Raw genomic sequence first — 17,973 nt, forward strand, 5'->3', positions numbered from 1 at the left:
GACGCTCAATGGGCGTTCTCGCGCGCCAGCACCACTTTGACCGTGCGCGCGATAATCCACAGATCCAGCCACAGCGACCAGTTGCGCAGGTAATCGAGGTCGAAATGGATGCGCGCCTCCATCTTGTCGAGCGTTTCCGTCTCGCCCCGCAAACCGTTGACCTGGGCCCAGCCCGTAATGCCGGGCTTGACCTTGTGGCGTAGCATGTAGCCCTTGATCAGCTTGCGGTACTGCTCGTTGTGCACGACGGCATGGGGGCGCGGCCCGACGATGCTCATGCGGCCCTGCAGGACGTTGAGGAATTGCGGCAGCTCGTCGAGCGAGCTGCGGCGCAGGAAGGCGCCGACGCGCGTCACGCGCTGGTCGTTCTTGGTGGCCTGCACCACCGTGTCGCCATCTTCGCCCACCGTCATGGAGCGGAACTTGTAGACGACGATTTCCTCGCCATACAGGCCATAGCGGCGCTGGCGGAAAATCACGGGGCCTTTCGAGGTGGTCTTGACGGCGATGGCGATGACCAGCATCACCGGCAGCAGCAGGATCTGGATCATCAGCCCCAGCACGATATCGCTGCCCCGCTTGACCATGCTGTTAAAGCCCGTGAACGGCGATTCGCGGATGGCGATGACGGGCATGCCGCCCACGTTGTCGAAACGCGCCTGCATCAGGTCGAAGATATAAATATCCGGCAGGAAATACACGGAAGCCGTCGTATCTTCGAGCTCGTCGAGCATCTTGCGGATGCGCGGCTGGGCCGAAATCGGCTGGCTGATGAAGATCATCTTGATGTTGTGTTCGCGCACGTAGGAGGCGATATCATCCATGCGTCCCAGCATGGGTTCGCGCATCTTTTCCGGCCAGCGGTCGTCCGTGCGGTCATCGAAAAAGCCGTGCACGTGCATGAACAGGTTGGCATTGCGCTCGACGGTGGCGGCAAACTTCAGGCTGGCGTCGTTGGCGCCGATGATGACCACCGAGCGCACTTCGCTGTCGCCGTCGGGGCGCAGGCTGAACCTGCGCCCGGCCAGGTGCCCGGCCAGCAGCACGAAGGGCGTGAGGACAAACCAGGCCAGCACCACTTCGGTATCGAAATGATAGGCCAGGCCCGTGGCCGAGCCCAGGAAGGTGAGGATCAGCGCGACGATCGTCCAGCCGACGAGGATATCGCGCGCATACGCCAGCATGCGGCCGCTGCGCCAGGTACGGTAGGGGTCGACATGCTGGTAGACCGTCGATGAAATGAAGACAGCCAGTATCATCAGCACCAGCGTATAGCCGGTGAAGGTCGAACCCGACAACACCGTCATCAGGTACAGCAAGCCCATGATGATGATCGGGTCGAGGACGCGCTGGAAAAACGAAATCAGGGGTATATCATTGACAGTCATGTTGATCTTTAAAACTGTACGCTGCCATTGAAGGAAATGCCCTTGGCCCGGTAGCTGCCGCTATCGATGATGGCGACGCCTTCGCGCCGCTCGTGGAACACGCGCACGCCAAGCTGGATTTTCCGGTGCGGCGCATACGTCGCGCCCAGCGAGGCCGTGCGCGTGGTGTCGCGCCCGTCGCCGGGCAGCACCAGGCCGCTGACGGCCTCGAAATCGCGCCGTTCCTGGCGCAGCTGCGCATCCACGCGCACCTTCGACGTGGCCGTCCAGGTCGCGCCCAGGCTGGCGCCCGTGTTCAGGCTGCTCGTCACCAGCGAATTGTCGACGGAACCGAATTCGCGCCAGACGATGCCCGTGAAATTGACCTTGCCCAACGGCTTCCAGTACACGCTCAGCCGGCCATTCGTGCCGCTGGTATCGCGCCCGGACAGCAAGTTGTTGCGGTGGCGCACCCAGCCACCGAGAAATTCCATCTGCGTGATATCGCTGAAATCCCAGAGGACATTGGCCTTGACCTCGTCCTGGCTATAGCCGTTGCCGTACACACTGGCGTCGAACGCGCCGCGGTTCGGATACTTGCCATTCAGGTGGCGCAGCTGCACGCCGACGCGGCTATTGCTGCGCGCCAGGTAGTCGACGCCAAATTCCGTCGCGTCTTCCACCCAGTTGGAAAACGCCTGCGACGGCAGGTCATACGAGTAACGGTCGCGCGACAGGCCGCCGCGCACGCGCCAGCTGGGGTGGAAGCGCCACGCGCCATTCACGTACTCGCGGCGCTGCGTGCGCAGATTGCGCACCGAGCTCTGGAAGTCGCTGAACGGCGTCAGGGTCTGCGAATAACTGGCGCCCACATGGCCTTCCAGGTGGTTGGCGATGTGCCATTCCAGGTCGGCCAGGTAATCCTTGCCATCGTAGTCGAACTGGCTGAAGCGGTTGAAGCTCACCTTCGACCACTTGGCCTGGCCCGTCAGTATCTGGCGGCCGATGGGACGGTTGAACAGGAAGCCCGCCTGCAGCATCCTCGACGTATCCGAACGGGGGCCGGAAAAACCCCGCACATCGTCCGGCAGGCGCATCAGGTTGTCGTCGTACGAATAGGACGTGGCAACGAAGGGCTTGATGGTGTCGCTGATATCGGCCACGGCGGCGCCGCTGGCCAGGGTGCCCAAGAGTAACAGCGCAACCGGCAAACGTGGGCTGGCCGTGAAGGCGGCGGCAACGGCTTTTTTACGCAAGGAATTCAACATGGATTTTGTCTTTGAAAGATCACACAGTTGATAGGCAATACTACCAGTAAATCCAGTGCCCACCAGAAATAATCCAGAGGCCCAGCACGCCGTTCGTCACGCCGTGCGCGAGGATGGGCGACCACAGGGACTGGCTACGCATGTACAACAAACTATAGACCGCACCGGCCACCATGCCGGCCAGCCATAAATTATGTTCAAAGCCAAACAGCAACACGCTGATGGCGAAGGCCTTGACGCTGGCCAGGCGCGGATCGGCCCGCAAAAAGTCCGGCTTGTCGATCCAGCGCAGCAGGAAGGAGCGCCAGAACAGCTCTTCCATCACGGGCACCACCAGCGCCGCGCCGGCGATGCGCAGCACCACCAGGCTCCACTCGATGCGGCCATCGGTGCGGGGGTCGAAACCGTCCGGCTTGCCGATGCTCATCCAGCTGGCGTCGAGATTGATCCACAGCAAAAAAACAACAACACCGCCTGCCAGCGCCCCGAGAATGGCACGCGCGCCCAACGGCGTCCACCGCAATTCCGTGTAACTGCGGCGCCAGTACAACAACAAGCCCAGCACGACGCCGATCTTGACGACATACAGCCAGCGCAAGTCCTGCGCGGCAACGCCCAGGCGGCCGAGCATGTCGGCAATGGCAATGAAGGAGAGATAGGCCAGGAATGGCGCTACCCGGGGCAAGGCGGCGCGGTCAAACATGCTGCCACGCATCGGAGGAGGAGCTGCGCGCCGGACGCGGTGGTCCGGAGCGCATGTTTTTCATGACAAACATGCATCCCCCGATGTAATAAATATAATTATATAATTATATCAAGCAGAACCGTTGCCGTGGCAAATAATCCTGACTTAATTACAACAGGGTATGCAAAAAAGCATCAGCTATTCGCGCGCGCCTCGATCTGCTCCCACTTTTCCAGCGCTTCCAGCAGTTCGCCTTCGATCTCGGCCACGCGCGCATTCAGGCGCTTGCCTTCGGCTGGCGTCTTCTTGTAGAAGTCCGGATGCGACAGTTCGGCGGCCAGCACCGATTGCTCGTCTTCCAGCTTGGCGATCAGTTTCGGCAACTCTTCCAGCTCGCGCTGTTCCTTGTAGCTGAGCTTTTTCTGCTTGGCGGCCGGCGCGGCAGCCTCGACCTTCACGGCCGGCTTGCTGGCAGGCGCCGTGGCGATCGGCAAGGTGCGCACGCGCTCCCAGTCCGTGTAGCCGCCGACGAATTCGCGCCACTTGCCCTCGCCTTCGGCGACGATCACCTGCGTGACCACATTGTCGAGGAAGGTGCGGTCATGGCTGACGAGGAAGACGGTGCCTGTGTATTCTTCCAGCAACTCTTCCAGCAATTCCAGGGTATCGATATCCAGGTCATTGGTCGGTTCATCGAGCACCAGCACGTTGGCCGGCTTGGCGAACAGACGCGCCAGCAGCAAACGGTTGCGCTCGCCACCGGACAGCGACTTGACGGGCGAACGGGCACGTTCCGGCGCGAACAGGAAGTCGTTCAGGTACGTCATCACGTGACGGCGCTGGCCGTTGATCTCGACCCAGTCGCTGCCCGGCGCGATGGTTTCCATCAGGTTCGCCTCTTCGTTCAGCTGCGTGCGCATCTGGTCGAAATACGCCACTTGCAGCTTGGTACCCAGGCGGATGGTGCCCGTGTCCGACTGCTCTTCGCCGAGGATCATCTTCAGCAGGGTGGTCTTGCCGGCGCCGTTGGCGCCGATCAGGCCGACCTTGTCGCCGCGCAAGATGGTGGCGCTGAAATCCTTGACAATGACCTTGTCGCCGTAAATCTTCGAGACGTTTTCCAGGTCCGCCACGATCTTGCCCGAGCGTTCGCCGGCCGAGACGTCCAGCTTGACTTGTCCCTGCTGTTCGCGGCGCGCATTGCGCGTCAGGCGCAGCGCTTCCAGGCGGCGCACGCGGCCTTCGTCGCGCACGCGGCGGGCCTTGACGCCCTTGCGTATCCACACTTCTTCCTGCGCCAGGAACTTGTCGAACTTGGCGTTTTCCACTTCTTCGATTTCCAGCTGCTCCGCCTTGCGCACTTGATACGCCGTGAAGTTGCCCGGATACGACAGCAAACGGCCGCGGTCGAGCTCGATGATGCGCGTGGCAACGTTGTCGAGGAAGGAGCGGTCATGGGTAATGAACAGCACGCTGCCCTTGAAGTCGCGCAACAAGCCTTCCAGCCACAGGATGGAACTGAAGTCCAGATGGTTGGTGGGCTCATCGAGCAGCAGCACGTCGGGCGCCGACACCAGCGCGCGCGCCAGGGCCACGCGCTTCTGCATCCCGCCGGACAGGGTTTTCATGGCCATGTCGCCCGTCAGGTTCAGACGGTCGAGTACGGTTTCCACCTTGTTCGGCAAGCTCCACGCATCGGCCGCATCGAGTTTGACCTGGATGTCGTGCATGCGTTCCATCAGTTCGTCGTCATTGCCCTGGCCAAACTGGCCCGTCAACGCATCGTATTCCTTCAGCCACGCCTGCGATTCGCCCATGCCGGACGCGACGGCGTCGAACACGGACATTTCCGGGTCGAATTGCGGTTCCTGCTCCACATACGCGATCTTGATGCCTTGTTGCATCACCAACAAGCCGTCATCGAGCTTGAACTTGCCCGAAATAACCTTCAACAGCGACGATTTACCCGTGCCGTTGCGGCCGATCAAGCCGACCCGCTCCGAGGTTTCCAGTGAAAATTCCGCGTGATCGAGCAGCGCGACGTGACCGAACGCAAGTTGCGCCGATGAAAGAGAAATGACAGCCATAATGAGTAAGAGTGCTCGGGCGCCGTCTCGCGCACACCGCGTGGTGTGCAAAACAGCCGCCGATTGGATGAATGAAGCACGCATTGTACCGATAACTCGGACTTCAATCGCCATCGACCAGTAATTACCGCCTGGATGATCACAGGCTGCCGACGCGCGTTGCGTGGAAACGTGGTGTCGCCAGCAGGAATCGAACCTGCATTTAAGTCTTAGGAGGACCTTGTACTATCCATTGTACGATGGCGACACGCGCAGCGGCATTATACAGGCTAGTTCCTGCCATTGACAGTCCGGCAGCACGTGCGTGGGACAGGCGCCTCAGTGTCCTGCCACTTGGCGCAATGGCGCCGGCAACGCAGGCGATGCCGAAGGCAACAAGGGCAGGATTTGCTGCGCCGCCAGATCGTGCGCCACCGGGTTCCAGTGGCCGTCCGTCGGCAGAAAATCCATGCGCTCGCGCTGTTGCGCCCAATGACGCGCGAATACCGGCTGCATGTCCACCACCTGATGGCCGTGTCGCAGGGCCGTCTGGATGAAAAATGCGCGATCGCCCGCTTTCCAGTTGGGTACCGCCTTCTGCGGCGCATACAGCATGTTCCGGTCCGCGTCGACCAGGAAGATAAAGCGCGTATCGTCAGCGCCGCCCAGCGCGCGCAATTGCGTCATGTAGTACTCGAGCGCGGCGGCGCGGCGTGCATCAGGTGCGCTGGCGGCCGGCGCCTGCGCCGCGGCAGGAGGACTGCGGCGCAACTGGCTCATCAACCAGTCAGGAAATTTCAAGTTGTAATAGATATAACGGGCCAGGGCCGAATAGGCGACCAGCCGCTTGGCCTTGGACTCGACATAGGGAACATGCACCATCCTGATATCGTTCCCTTCGCTGACAAACATGCTATGGCCCCGCTGCGCCGGCGCCAGGATGTCGAGCATGTCCATCGGCTCGACGAACATCACCACCGTGCGCGGATGCAATTGCGCACGCGTATGACGGAACACTTCCAGCGCGTCGGCAAAGCCGTTGCCCGAGGCAGAGGCGGCATACACGCCGCCGCCCAGGGCTTGACTCAGCCGGCCTTGCAGGGTTTCCGGGTATTCCAGCATCAGGCTTTCGATAAAGCTGTCGCCGATGACAAGCACGGCCGCGCCATCCTTGAAATCGGGGGAGTTGGTAAAGCCCTGCCGATTCGTGCGGCCATGCCGGGCATTCGCCATGGCCCAGCCGTGCGAATACACGTAGTCCTGCTGCGGCAGATAACGGGCATACGGGCGCTGCTCGCTGCTCTGCTCCATGCGCAATCCGGACACCACCGGCATGCATTGCAGGAACGCTTCCAACGCCAGTGCCGTGACCAGCACACCCAGGCCTATCGCAAATATGGAGCGCATATGATTTGTCAGAAATTAAAGTACAAGAATTCAGAAACGCCACGCGTCTCGCTAATTGCCAGCAAGACCAGGCAAAGCATCAACATGGCCCCCAGCAAGACGCTGCCCCGGCCACTCTCCAGGCGCTGCTCCGTCGACAGGCGCAAGCCTCGCCCCAGCAGCTCATACACGTTCGGCAGGAAGAAAACGATGGCGGCGCAGACGCCCAGCCACCACAGGCAGGAACTGAGCTGCATGATGCGGTTCACGCCCAGCATGCTTTCCTGCATGGCGGGCGTCAGCGTGCCGCCGCCCATGGCTTGCAGCACATCCAGCGCCACCTCGAGGGAACTGGCGCGAAAAAACACCCAGGCCAGCACCACGGCAAAAAAAGTCGCCAGTGCGCCGCCGGCCCGTATCGCCAGGTTGCTGCGCTGGCCCAGCAGATGACGCAAGGCATGGTTGACGATCAGATAAGCGCCGTGCAAGCAGCCCCAGACCACAAAGGTCCAGTTGGCGCCGTGCCACAGTCCGCCCAGCAGCATCGTGATCAGGAGGTTGCGGTAACGCAAGAATCCGCCCTTGCGGTTCCCGCCCAGGGGGATATACAGATAATCGCGCAGGAAATTGGACAGCGTGATGTGCCAGCGGCGCCAGAAATCGATGATGGAGGTCGCCTTGTATGGCGAGAGAAAGTTAATCGGCAAGATAATGCCGAACATATAGGACAAGCCATACGCCATGTCGCAGTAGGCCGAAAAGTCGAAATACAGCTGGAACGTATAGGCCAGCGCACCGGCCCATGCCTCCAGCATGCTCAAATGGGCGTGATGGAGGTCGAAGACGGGTGCGACGTAGCGCGCGATGCCATCAGCCAAAATGACTTTCTTGAACAGGCCAATCGTGAAGAATGCAAGGCCGACGATCAGGCGCCCGCGGCTGAAGACATGCGATTCGGCCTGCACGAACTGCGGCATCATCTCCTTGTGATGCAAAATCGGACCGGCGATCAGGTGCGGAAAGTAGGTGACGAACAGACCATAGCTTTCTGGCTGGTAATCCTTGACCTTGCCGGCGTGGCAATCGACCAGGTAGGCGATTTGCGTGAAGGTGAAAAACGAGATGCCGATCGGCAGGGTAATCCCCAGCGGCTGGAATGTCGCCCCCGTCAGGGTGGCAATATTGCTGATAAAAAAATCAAAATACTTGAAAAACACCAGCAGCGACAAATTGAAGGCGAGTCCGAGCCACAGCCAGTGCTTTGCCTCGCGCTTGCGGCCCGTCTCTTGACGTTTCGAGACGACTCGGCCAATGCTGAAGTTGCAGCAGATTGACAGCAGCAGCAGCGGCAGGTAGGCGACATCCCAGTAACTATAGAATGCAAGCGAGGCCAGCAACAGGAAAATTATGGATAGCCGCAGCGAGTATTTTGACAGGAGAAAGTATCCCAGCAACGCCAACGGCAAGAACACCAGAAAGAACGGAAATGAATTAAATAACACGGTGCAATTCCATAAAGTTGCTTATACGTAACGCGTTGGCAGCCAGCAATGGCAAGTTTATGCTTTTAACGCTGAGTTTTGTTTATTATTATTCTACACATGGTGACGAGACGAACTCATGCCCGCACAACGTGCGGGCATGCGCCGGACAGTCACGACCAGGCGCGCCGTCGCCGTCAGCCATTCCTGTGTACCATTTCCCGCCACGCTGCCGACCCCGTACCAGCGTCCTGCCTTATTTGACACCCATGGTGACAAACGGCGCCACGCTGAATTTTCTGCGCCGCGCGACGCCTGCACCAACCAGCAACAAGCCGGCCAGCATGAGTTGCAACATCGCGGGCTCGGGCACGGCGCTGACGCTAAATACTTGCATGGCGCCAAACGTGACGTTCGGATAGGAGCCATACGGCGCGCCATCGAGCAAGCTTGCGCCAAAGATGCCATTGACCGGGTCGATGTACGAATAGCGCGAAGAAATGCCATTGGTGCTCAGGTCCGCCGACATGCCCAGGTCGGCGCCGATGCCGAACGTGGGGCCGGCATCGATATCATTGAAGGTTTGATACGCCCCCACCGAGTCCAGCGCATAGGTTTTCGGCGTCTGCCGGAAATACTGGCCCGACGTCAGGTTGAAGATGAAGGCCGTGCGGTCGCGGTCTTCCGGCGTCATGTTGTAGGTACCCGACGAATTCCAGCTTTGCGGGTTGTAGCCGCCCACCAGCCAGGTCTGGCCGGCGGCGTTGCTCGCCTGCATCACGGAAAACGTGCGTCCCTTGCCGTCGGCGGCCAGGTGGAAGTCGCGCGAAGTGTCGCCCGCCGACTTCGTATAGATGGCCGTCAGCGCCAGCGGCCCTTCGCCCAGCCAGGCGGACAGCTGTGCTTCCTGCGCGCCGTTGAGCAAGGATTGCGCCGAGGCGACAGGAACGCTGCCGATGCACAGCAAGGCACCGGCGAGCAAGGTGACGGGCCGCACCGCCTTGATTTTCAGCATGATTTGTTGTTGCATCGCTCCCCCTGTATATATGCCGCGAATTTTCGGCATATCAATATAGCACAGGGTGATATATTAATTGCATTAATTTATTTCAATTGAAATGCAGTTAAGGCAATAGTTTATTGTAGCCATCATGGCGGCAGCACCGCCGTCACCTCGATTTCCACCCTGGCGCGATCCTCGATCAGGCCAGCCACCTGCACGGCCGTCATGGCTGGAAAATGCTTGCCGATCAGCTCGCGGTACGCCACGCCGATTTGCGGATACGCCGCCACATACTCCTTCTTGTCGAGCACATACCAGTTCATGCGCACGATATGCTCGGGCAAGGCGCCCGCCTCCGCCAGCACGGCGACGATATTCTGCAAGGCCTGGCGCACCTGCCCCGCAAAATCGTCCGTATGGAACCGGCCCTGCGCATCCCAGCCTATCATGCCGCTGACGTACACCGTGCGTCCGCTGGCGGCCACGCCGTTCGCATAGCCGCGCGGCCTGGCCCATCCCGGTGGTTGCAGCACTTGCATTGCGTTCTCCTGGTTATTCATACATGTCCCGCCTCGCGCAGCAATTCGCGCGCGATGATCAATTGCTGTACTTCGCTGGCGCCCTCGTAGATGCGCAAGGCGCGGATTTCACGGTACAGGCGCTCGACCGGGTGGTCGCTGACCACGCCCATGCCGCCGAACAGCTGCACGGCCGCGTCGATCACCTGCTGCGCCGTTTCCGTGGCCGTCAGCTTGGCCATGGCCGCTTCCTTCGTCACCTTGCGGCCCTGGTCGCGCTGCCAGGCGGCGCGGTAGGTCAGCAAGGCAGCCGCCTCGATGCCGGTGGCCATCTGCGCTAATTTTGCCTGCGTCAGCTGGAAGTCCGCCAGGGTCTGGCCGAACATCTGGCGCGCCATGGCGTGGCGCAGCGCCTCGTCAAACGCGCGCCGCGCAAAGCCCAGCGCGGCGGCGGCTACCGACGTGCGGAACACGTCCAGGGTGGCCATCGCCACCTTGAAACCCTGTCCCGCCTCGCCCAGGCGCTGCGTGGCGGGCACGCGGCAGGCATTGAAACGCAGGCGCGCCAGCGGGTGCGGCGCGATCACCGCGATGCGCTCGGCGATCTCCAGGCCGGGATTGTCCGCGTCGACGATGAAGGCGCTGATGCCGCGCGCGCCCGGCGCCTCGCCCGTGCGGGCGAACACCACGTAAAAATCGGCGATGCCGCCGTTCGAGATCCACGTCTTTTCGCCATCGAGCACGTAATCGTCGCCATCGCGGCGCGCCGCGCACGCCATCGCCGCCACGTCGGAGCCGGCCTGCGGCTCGGACAGGGCAAAGGCGGCGATGCGCTTGCCGCTGGCCACGTCCGGCAGATAGCGCGCCTTGTTGTCGGCGCTGCCGAACAGGCCGATGGCGCCGGAACCGAGTCCCTGCATGGCGAAGGCGAAATCGGCCAGGCCGTCGTGGCGCGCCAGGGTTTCGCGCATCAGGCAAATGGCGCGCGTGTCGATCTTGCCATCGGTGCCCGTGGCGTATGCCAGCCAGCCGCCCTGCCCCAGTTGCGCCACCAGCGCGCGGCAGGCGGCATCGACATCGGCGCCATGGGCTTCCTGCAGGTGCTGCGAAGCCCAGGCATCGAGTTCGCGTTCAAGTTCGGCATGGCGCGCTTCGAAAAACGGCCAGTCCAGGTAAGTCGTATCACGCGTGCTGCTCATGTCAGTCGCCCTCGAATTGCGGTTTTTCTTTCGCCACGAAGGCGTGATAGGCGCGGTGGAAATCGTTGGTGGCCATGCAAATGGCCTGCGCCTGCGCTTCCGCCTCGATGGCTTCATCGACGCCCATGTTCCACTCCTGCTGCAGCATTTTTTTCGTCATGCCGTGCGCGAAGGTGGGGCCGCCGGCCAGACCGGCGGCGAACAGCTGCGCCGCCTCGGCCAATTCTTCCGGCTCGACCAGGCGGTTGAACCAGCCCCAGCGCTCGGCCTCGCTTCCAGGCAGGGAGCGCCCCGTGTACAGCAATTCGGCGGCGCGGCCCTGGCCGATCACACGCGGCAGCAAGGCGCAGGCGCCCATGTCGCAGCCGGCCAGGCCCACGCGGGTGAACAAAAAGGCCGTCTTGCTGCGCGCCGTGCCGATACGGATATCGGAAGCCAGCGCCAGCATGGCACCGGCGCCCGCGCAAATGCCGTCGATGGCGGCGACGATGGGTTGCGGGCAGGCGCGCATGGCTTTCACCACGTCGCCCGTCATGCGGGTAAACGCCAGCAGGCCGGGCATGTCGAGCTGCGTCAGGGGACCGATGATGTCGTGCACGTCGCCGCCCGAACAGAAATTGTCGCCACTGCCCGTGATGACCACGGCCTTCACATCGTCCGCATGCGCCAGCGCGCGGAACAGCTCGCGCAGCTCCGCATACGAATCGAAGGTGAGCGGATTCTTGCGCTCGGGCCGGTGCAAGGTCAGGGTGGCGACGCCTGCGTCGACGGAAAACAGGAAATGCCGCGCAGCGTAGCCGGCCAGGCTGGCGCGGTTGCCTGGCAGGTCTTGCGGCTGGCCGGGTAGATGGCGCATGCTCAGTCCTTTAGGGGGGTGTTATTCAACTGCTGCTTCATGTGCGACAGCAGGTCGATCAATCGGGTTTTGTCGTCCGGTGTCACGCCGTGCAGCAGTTCGGCGATCCAGCCTTCGTGCACGCGCGCCATTTCGTCGAACGCGCGCCGGCCTGCCGGCGTCAGCTTGACGCTGTACGAGCGGCGGTCCTTCGGATCGACCACGCGCGCCACCAGTTTTTCCTGCTCCAGCTGGTCGGTGATGCCCGTGATATTGCCGCCCGTGACCATCATGCGCTTGGACAGTTCGCCCATGCGTAAACCTTCGGGAAAGCGTTCCAGCTGCGCCATCAAGTCGAAGCGGGGCAAGGTGATGCCGAAGGTGGCGCGCAGGCGCGTGCGCACCTCGTTTTCGATCTTGACCGTGCACGAGAGCATGCGCAGCCACAGCTTGAGCGACTGGTGGTGGTCCTGCGTCAACCGGCTGGCCAGATCCAGCACGGGTTCGTCCTGCACATTGTCGGGTTCTTTATCCATGGTCTTCATTCCGTTACATGACTTCGCCGCCGGCGACGGCGATCGATTGTCCATTCATGGCGCCCGACGCGGGCAGGCATAGCCACGCCACCGCATCGGCCACTTCGCGCGGCTGCACCAGCCGCTGCTGCGGATTGCTGGCCGCCAGTTCCGCGCGCGCCGCATCCTCGCCGCGCCCCGTCTTGCGCACGATGTTCTGCACGGCCTGGGCCACCATGTCCGTTTCCGTGTAGCCGGGGCAAACGGCGTTGACGGTGACGCCGCGCGGCGCCACTTCCAGCGCCAGCGCGCGCGTCAAGCCGATCACGCCATGCTTGGCGGCGACATAGGCGCTGACGTAGCGGTAGCCTTTCAAGCCCGCCGTCGACGCCACGTTGACAATGCGTCCCCAGCCCGCTTCCAGCATGCCCGGCATGGCCGCCTGGCAGCAGTGGAACACGCCCGTCAGGTTCACGGCCAGCATCTGCTGCCAGATGGCGGTATCCGTCTTGCCGAAAGGCGCCGCATGCGCCTGGCCCGCGTTATTGATCAAGATATCGATGCGGCCGAAATGCGCGGCGGCCTGCGCGAAACCCGCTTGCACGGACGCTTCCACGGCCACATCGAGCACACAGATGGCCACCCTACCCGCATGGCCCTCTTCTTCCAGCTGCATGCGCGCGCGCGCCAGCCGCGCGCCGTCGCGCCCGGCCAGGGTGACGCGGGCGCCCGCGTCCAGCAAGGCGCCCGCGCAGGCCAGGCCGATGCCGCTGCCGGCGCCCGTCACCAACGCGTGTTTGCCGGCCAATGCGCCATCCAGTCGTTCCTTGCTCATGTCATCCTTCCAACAGCCGTGCGGCTACCTGTTGCGGGGTGAGACCCGTATTGGCGGCCGCCAGCTGGCGCTCGCGCTGCAGATTGCGTTCCAGCTGCTGCTGGCCCGGCCGGTACTGTTTCGGCCAGACGGCACCGGCACCGCTGTAGCCGATGCGCGCCGTCTCCATCAGGGTCCAGGCGGGGTTGGCCAGGTGCGGCCGGCCCACGGCGCACAGGTCGGCGCGCCCGGCGGCGATGATGCTGTTGGCGTGGTCGGCTTCAAAAATCGAGCCGACGGCCATGCTGGCGATGCCCGCCTCGTTGCGCACGCGGTCGGCGAACGGCGCCTGGAACATGCGCCCGTACACGGGCTGTTCGAGCTTGCTGACCTGACCCGAGGAGCAGTCGATCAGGTCAGCGCCCGCCTGCTTGAACAGGCGCGCGATGACGACGGCGTCGTCGGGCATGATGCCGCCTTCGACCCAGTCGTGGGCCGAGATGCGCACGCTCATGGGTTTATCTTGCGGCCAGGCGGCCCGCATGGCGCGAAATACGCGCAGCGGATAGCGGCAGCGGTTTTCCAGGCCGCCGCCATATTCATCCGTGCGGCGGTTGGTCAGCGGCGAGATAAAACTCGACAGCAGATAGCCGTGCGCGCAATGCAGCTCCAGCCAGTCGAAACCGGCGACGGCCGCCGCCAGGGTGGCGCGCACGAAATCCTGCTCGATGCGCGCCAGGTCGCTTTCCGTGGCCGCACGCGCCACCTGCGACACGCCAGCCAGGTATTGCTGCTCCGAGGCCGAGATCAGCGGCCAGTTGCCCTCTTTCAAGGGCAGGTCGATGCCATCCCACATGGGCCGCGTCGAGCCTTTCGCCCCCGCGTGGCCCAGCTGCAGGGCAATCTTCGCATCGCTGTTGGCATGCACGACATCGACGATGCGGCGCCAGGCCTGCGTGTGCGCTTCGCTGTACATGCCCGGGCAGGCGGGCGTGATGCGCGCATCGGCCGAGACGCACGTCATCTCGGCAAACACGAGCCCCGCGCCACCCATGGCGCGCGCGCCCAGATGCATCAGATGGTAGTCACCTGCCACGCCATCGACGGCGCTGTATTGCGCCATCGGCGAGACGGCTATGCGGTTTTTCAGCAGCACGCTGCGCAAGCGGAAGGGCGTGAGCATGGGCGGCAAGGCCTCGTCCCGCATCGCCACGCCGGCCTGCTCGCCCGCGCGCCGCGCCAGCCATCGCTCGTAATCGGCCACGTAGGCAGGGTCGCGCAGGCGCAGGTTTTCATGCGAGATGCGCTGGCTGCGCGTGAGCATGGAATAGGCGAACTGCGGCGCTTCCATGGCGCTGTAGCGCTCGACGTTTTCAAACCATTCCATGGAATTGCGCGCCGCGCTCTGGATCTTGAGCACCTCGATGGCGCGCAGCTGCTGGTAGGCGGCCAGCGCAGCATCCGTACCGGCAGCGGCGCCGGCATGCTGGCCGAAACAGCGCGCCAGTTCGATCGCGTCTTCCAGCGCCAGCTTGGTCCCCGAGCCGATGGAGTAATGCGCCGTGTGGGCTGCGTCGCCCATCAGCACGACGGGTACGCCATCCTGGCGGTGCACCCATTGGCGGCAGACGATGCGCGGGAAGGTGATCCACTGCGCCGAGCCACGCAGGTGCGGCGAATTGCTCAGCAGGCCATGGCCGTCGAGTTCATCGGCGAACAGGGCTTCGCAAAAGGCGATGCCCTCTTCCTGGCTCATGGCATCGAGCCCCGCCGCGCGCCACACGTGCTCCGGCGTTTCAACGATGAAGGTCGAGGTGTCGCCGTCATACTGGTAGATATGCGCCTGGAACCAGCCGTGCGGCGTCTGGCAGAAGGCAAACGTGAACGCCTCGAATTTCTTGCGCGTGCCGAGCCAGACGAAGCGGCAATGGCGCTGGTCGATCTCGGGCTGGTAGCTGGCCGCATAGCGCGTGCGGATGCGGCTGTTCAAGCCGTCGCTGGCGATCACCAGATCGGCGCCGTACTGGCGCGCGATGGCCTGGTCGTCCTGCACTTCCGTCTCGAACACCAGCTGCACGCCGAGTTCCTCGCAGCGCGCCTGCAGGATGTTGAGCAGGCGCTTGCGGCCGATGCCGCAAAAGCCATGACCGCCAGAGCGCACAGTCTCGCCCTTGAAGTGGATCTCAATATCGTCCCAGTGGTTGAACGCCTGCAGGATGGCGCGCGCCGTCGGCTCGTCCGCGTTGGCCAGGTTGCCCAGGGTCTGGTCGGAAAACACGACGCCCCAGCCAAAGGTATCGTAGGGGCGGTTGCGTTCGATGACGGTGATGCGGTGCGCGGGGTTCTGCTTTTTCATGAGCAGGCTGAAATACAGGCCGGCGGGGCCGCCGCCGATGCAGACAATATTCATGGGGTATCCGTGCGAAGTTTGAAGCGCTGCAGCTTGCCCGTTTCCGTGCGCGGCAGGGAAGGCAGGAAATGGATGGCGCGCGGGTATTTATACGGGGCGATCTGCTGGCGCACGAAGTCCTGCAGTTCGGCCGCAAGCAGGTCGCTGGCCTGGCAGCCCTCCTTGAGCACCACGTGCGCCTCGACGATCTGGCCACGCTCGGCATCGGCGCGCCCGACCACGCCGCATTCGGCCACGGCCGGGTGGCGCAGCAGCGCCTCCTCCACTTCCGGGCCGGCGATGTTGTACCCGGCCGAGACGATCATGTCGTCGCTGCGCGAGCGGTAATAGAAATAGCCGTCGGCATCCATCTCGAAGGTGTCGCCCGTCAGGTTCCAGCCATTCTGCACATACTCGCGCTGGCGCGGGTCGGACAGGTAGCGGCAACCGGTAGGGCCTTTCACGGCCAGGCGGCCCGTCACGCCGGGCGGCTGCGGCACCCCGGCGTCATCGACGATGCATGCCTGGTAGCCGGGAATGGCCTTGCCGATGGCGCCGCGGCGGATGCCCTCGCCCGTGGCGGAAATGAAGATGTGCAACATCTCGGTGGCGCCGATGCCGTCCGTCATGGCCAGGCCCGTCGCCGCCTGCCAGGCGTCGCGCGTGGCCAGCGGCAGCGCCTCGCCGGCCGATACGCACAAACGCAAGCTGCGCAAGTCGTGGCTGGCCGCCAGGGGCGCCATCTGGCGGTAAAAGGTGGGCGCCGTGAAGCAGATGGTGGCGTGATAGGCCTCGATGGCGCGCAGCAAGCCCTCGGGCGTGAGTTTTTCCAGCAGCACGGCGCAAGCGCCAAAGCGCAAGGGGAACAGCAGCAAGCCACCGAGGCCGAAGGTGAACGCCAGCGGCGGCGTGCCGATGAAGATATCGTCGGCGCGCACCTGCAGCATGGAGCGGGGAAAGCAGTCGCAGATGGCCAGCAGGTCGCGGTGCATGTGCATGGTGCCTTTGGGGACGCCCGTCGTGCCCGAGGTAAAGCTGATCAGGCAGACGTCGTCGGCCGCCATGTCGCATGCGGCAAAGGGTGCATCGTGGGCCGCCATGCGCTGTTCCAGTTCGGCGCCCTCGGCACCAAAGCACAGCATGGCGGGCAAGCCGGGCACGCCATCGAGTTCCCCGCGCAAGCCTTGCGCGCACAGCACGGCATTCACTTCCGCCTTGGCCAGGATGGTGGACAGTTCACGCGCGCGCAGCAGCGGCATGGTGGGCACGGCGATGCAGCCGGATTTCAGCACGGCCAGCAGGCAGGCGGCCATCATGGGAGTATTCGCGCCGCGCAGCAGCACGCGGTTGCCGGGGATCAGGCGCAGGTCGTTGCGCAGCACGTGGGCGATGCTGTCGACCTGCCGCGCCAGCTGCGCGTACGTCCAGCGCTGGCCGTCGGCAAGGATGGCGGTGCGCCCGCCGCCGCCATTGGCCACGGCGGCATCGAGCAGCGCGGCGACGCAATTGAGGCGCGCCGGATACTGCAGCTCGGGCAAGTCAAGGCACAGTTGCGGCCAGAGTGCGCGCGGCGGCAAATGCGCGCGCGCAAAGTCGTCCTGGGGAGATGCGGTGGTAGGCGAAGGGTCGCTGCTCATGCTCATCCTGGCTGGTAGCGGGCGCGTGCACAAGGCCCGGAAGCAGATACTTTAAACCTAAAGTATTTCGCCGGCAAGCGAAAAACAGCAGATTCAGTCGATCCCGTCCTGTCGCCGCAGCAGGCGCGCCTGCTGCGCCACGCTGCGCGCCAGCGCGGCCAAGGCCGTCTGCATCTGGTCGCCATCGAGCACCGAGGCCTGCAGCAGGGCCATCATCCCGGCTTCCGCGCCATGCAACCCCAGGGTGCGGCAACCGAGGTGCAGCCGTTCGAGCTGCTGGCGCGCCTGGGCCGGTTCGCCGCGCGCCAGCAAGGCGTCGACCTGTTCGCCGGCGGCAACTATCTGTCCCTGGAAGCCCGTCAGATACGCCAGCAGGCGTTCGCTGTCGATGCCCAGCCGCTGCAAGGTGTCGCGCGGCGCCTCGGCCGGCAAGGCCGAGACGTCGAAGCAGGCGTCGATATGCTGGCGCACCTGCTCCGGCTGGAAAGGCTTGACGATGTAGCCGGCGGCGCCGGCCTGCACGGCGTCGCGCACCGTGTCCTGGTCATTGGCCGACGACACGAGCACCAGCGGCATGGCATCGAGCGCGCTGTCGGAGCGAATTTTCTGCAGCAGCTCCATGCCGGATAGGCGCGGCATGCGCAAGTCGCAGAAGCACAGCGACGGGCGCAAGCCGCCTTCGAGCTGTTCCCACGCCGCCGCGCCATCTTCGGCTTCCACGATATCGTGCACGCCACAGCTGTCGATCAAATGCATCAATACCATGCGCGACACGACATCATCGTCAACCACCAGTACTTTCATTGCTTT

The 17,973-nt window shown here is 63.4% G+C and carries 15 protein-coding genes and 1 tRNA gene; all 16 read right to left on the reverse strand.

Translation table 11 applies throughout. From position 1 onward, the window contains the following. Positions 1-5: 5 nt before the first annotated feature. The 16 genes from O3301_RS15220 to O3301_RS15295 all read right to left on the reverse strand — a co-directional run bounded on the left by O3301_RS15220 (position 6) and on the right by O3301_RS15295 (position 17,967). On the reverse strand, positions 6-1,388 hold the full coding sequence (locus O3301_RS15220; RefSeq protein ID WP_099665081.1) for an undecaprenyl-phosphate glucose phosphotransferase: 1,383 nt from the start codon (positions 1,386-1,388) through the stop codon (positions 6-8). An 8-nt stretch (positions 1,389-1,396) separates the two neighbouring features. Further along, on the reverse strand, positions 1,397-2,635 hold the full coding sequence (gene epsL, locus O3301_RS15225) for an XrtB/PEP-CTERM-associated polysaccharide biosynthesis outer membrane protein EpsL (RefSeq protein ID WP_305056774.1): 1,239 nt from the start codon (positions 2,633-2,635) through the stop codon (positions 1,397-1,399). A 40-nt stretch (positions 2,636-2,675) separates the two neighbouring features. Continuing rightward, on the reverse strand, positions 2,676-3,338 hold the full coding sequence (locus tag O3301_RS15230; RefSeq protein ID WP_305056775.1) for a CAAX prenyl protease-related protein: 663 nt from the start codon (positions 3,336-3,338) through the stop codon (positions 2,676-2,678). A 176-nt stretch (positions 3,339-3,514) separates the two neighbouring features. Continuing rightward, complete coding sequence (locus O3301_RS15235; RefSeq protein ID WP_077400945.1) at positions 3,515-5,407, reverse strand: ATP-binding cassette domain-containing protein; 1,893 nt, start codon at positions 5,405-5,407, stop codon at positions 3,515-3,517. 172 nt (positions 5,408-5,579) lie between these two features. Further along, positions 5,580-5,654, reverse strand: a tRNA-Arg gene (locus O3301_RS15240). 71 nt (positions 5,655-5,725) lie between these two features. Next, positions 5,726-6,793, reverse strand: a complete 1,068-nt coding sequence (locus O3301_RS15245) for a hypothetical protein (protein ID WP_305056776.1) — start codon at positions 6,791-6,793, stop codon at positions 5,726-5,728. A gap of 8 nt (positions 6,794-6,801) precedes the next feature. Beyond that, positions 6,802-8,169 carry an MBOAT family protein gene (locus O3301_RS15250; protein ID WP_369812200.1) on the reverse strand — a complete coding sequence of 456 codons (1,368 nt, stop codon included), beginning with the start codon at positions 8,167-8,169 and terminating at the stop codon, positions 6,802-6,804. Between the two features lie 340 nt (positions 8,170-8,509). Continuing rightward, entirely contained in the window at positions 8,510-9,283 is a 774-nt protein-coding gene (locus O3301_RS15255; RefSeq protein WP_305056778.1) for a PEP_CTERM-anchored TLD domain-containing protein, read from the reverse strand. Between the two features lie 119 nt (positions 9,284-9,402). Then, complete coding sequence (locus O3301_RS15260) at positions 9,403-9,795, reverse strand: RidA family protein (RefSeq protein ID WP_099665086.1); 393 nt, start codon at positions 9,793-9,795, stop codon at positions 9,403-9,405. Positions 9,796-9,812: 17 nt separating this feature from the next. Continuing rightward, positions 9,813-10,973: an acyl-CoA dehydrogenase family protein gene (locus tag O3301_RS15265; protein WP_305056779.1), complete on the reverse strand. Its 1,161-nt coding sequence runs from the start codon at positions 10,971-10,973 to the stop codon at positions 9,813-9,815. A gap of 1 nt (position 10,974) precedes the next feature. Then, positions 10,975-11,829 carry an enoyl-CoA hydratase family protein gene (locus tag O3301_RS15270; protein WP_305056780.1) on the reverse strand — a complete coding sequence of 285 codons (855 nt, stop codon included), beginning with the start codon at positions 11,827-11,829 and terminating at the stop codon, positions 10,975-10,977. 2 nt (positions 11,830-11,831) lie between these two features. Then, positions 11,832-12,344: a MarR family winged helix-turn-helix transcriptional regulator gene (locus O3301_RS15275; RefSeq protein ID WP_289913501.1), complete on the reverse strand. Its 513-nt coding sequence runs from the start codon at positions 12,342-12,344 to the stop codon at positions 11,832-11,834. A gap of 13 nt (positions 12,345-12,357) precedes the next feature. After that, a complete protein-coding gene (locus O3301_RS15280) occupies positions 12,358-13,158 on the reverse strand; it encodes an SDR family NAD(P)-dependent oxidoreductase (protein WP_305056781.1) in 801 nt (266 codons plus the stop codon). 1 nt (position 13,159) lies between these two features. Next, positions 13,160-15,547: a bifunctional salicylyl-CoA 5-hydroxylase/oxidoreductase gene (locus O3301_RS15285; protein ID WP_305056782.1), complete on the reverse strand. Its 2,388-nt coding sequence runs from the start codon at positions 15,545-15,547 to the stop codon at positions 13,160-13,162. Continuing rightward, the gene (locus tag O3301_RS15290; protein ID WP_305056783.1) at positions 15,544-17,163 is read right to left on the reverse strand and encodes an AMP-binding protein; all 1,620 of its coding nucleotides are present in this window, start codon (positions 17,161-17,163) and stop codon (positions 15,544-15,546) included. The genes O3301_RS15285 and O3301_RS15290 overlap by 4 nt, the downstream gene beginning before the upstream one ends. 93 nt (positions 17,164-17,256) lie before the next feature. Next, positions 17,257-17,967 (reverse strand): response regulator, encoded by a 711-nt coding sequence (locus O3301_RS15295; protein ID WP_305056784.1) that lies wholly within the window; start codon positions 17,965-17,967, stop codon positions 17,257-17,259. Between the last annotated feature and the right edge of the window lie 6 nt (positions 17,968-17,973).

Origin of the sequence: Janthinobacterium sp. SUN211, from assembly GCF_030587315.1 — a bacterium.
In the GTDB taxonomy this organism is placed as follows: Bacteria; Pseudomonadota; Gammaproteobacteria; order Burkholderiales; family Burkholderiaceae_D; genus Janthinobacterium; species Janthinobacterium kumbetense.

Bases quoted from the DNA above. Each gene is read 5' to 3' on its own strand.
- O3301_RS15220 (WP_099665081.1), bottom strand. From the start codon at position 1,388: ATGACTGTCAATGATATACCCCTGATTTCGTTTTTCCAGCGCGTCCTC.
- epsL (WP_305056774.1), bottom strand. From the start codon at position 2,635: ATGTTGAATTCCTTGCGTAAAAAAGCCGTTGCCGCCGCCTTCACGGCC.
- O3301_RS15230 (WP_305056775.1), bottom strand. From the start codon at position 3,338: ATGTTTGACCGCGCCGCCTTGCCCCGGGTAGCGCCATTCCTGGCCTAT.
- O3301_RS15235 (WP_077400945.1), bottom strand. From the start codon at position 5,407: ATGGCTGTCATTTCTCTTTCATCGGCGCAACTTGCGTTCGGTCACGTC.
- O3301_RS15245 (WP_305056776.1), bottom strand. From the start codon at position 6,793: ATGCGCTCCATATTTGCGATAGGCCTGGGTGTGCTGGTCACGGCACTG.
- O3301_RS15255 (WP_305056778.1), bottom strand. From the start codon at position 9,283: ATGCAACAACAAATCATGCTGAAAATCAAGGCGGTGCGGCCCGTCACC.
- O3301_RS15260 (WP_099665086.1), bottom strand. From the start codon at position 9,795: ATGCAAGTGCTGCAACCACCGGGATGGGCCAGGCCGCGCGGCTATGCG.
- O3301_RS15265 (WP_305056779.1), bottom strand. From the start codon at position 10,973: ATGAGCAGCACGCGTGATACGACTTACCTGGACTGGCCGTTTTTCGAA.
- O3301_RS15270 (WP_305056780.1), bottom strand. From the start codon at position 11,829: ATGCGCCATCTACCCGGCCAGCCGCAAGACCTGCCAGGCAACCGCGCC.
- O3301_RS15275 (WP_289913501.1), bottom strand. From the start codon at position 12,344: ATGGATAAAGAACCCGACAATGTGCAGGACGAACCCGTGCTGGATCTG.
- O3301_RS15280 (WP_305056781.1), bottom strand. From the start codon at position 13,158: ATGAGCAAGGAACGACTGGATGGCGCATTGGCCGGCAAACACGCGTTG.
- O3301_RS15285 (WP_305056782.1), bottom strand. From the start codon at position 15,547: ATGAATATTGTCTGCATCGGCGGCGGCCCCGCCGGCCTGTATTTCAGC.
- O3301_RS15290 (WP_305056783.1), bottom strand. From the start codon at position 17,163: ATGAGCAGCGACCCTTCGCCTACCACCGCATCTCCCCAGGACGACTTT.
- O3301_RS15295 (WP_305056784.1), bottom strand. From the start codon at position 17,967: ATGAAAGTACTGGTGGTTGACGATGATGTCGTGTCGCGCATGGTATTG.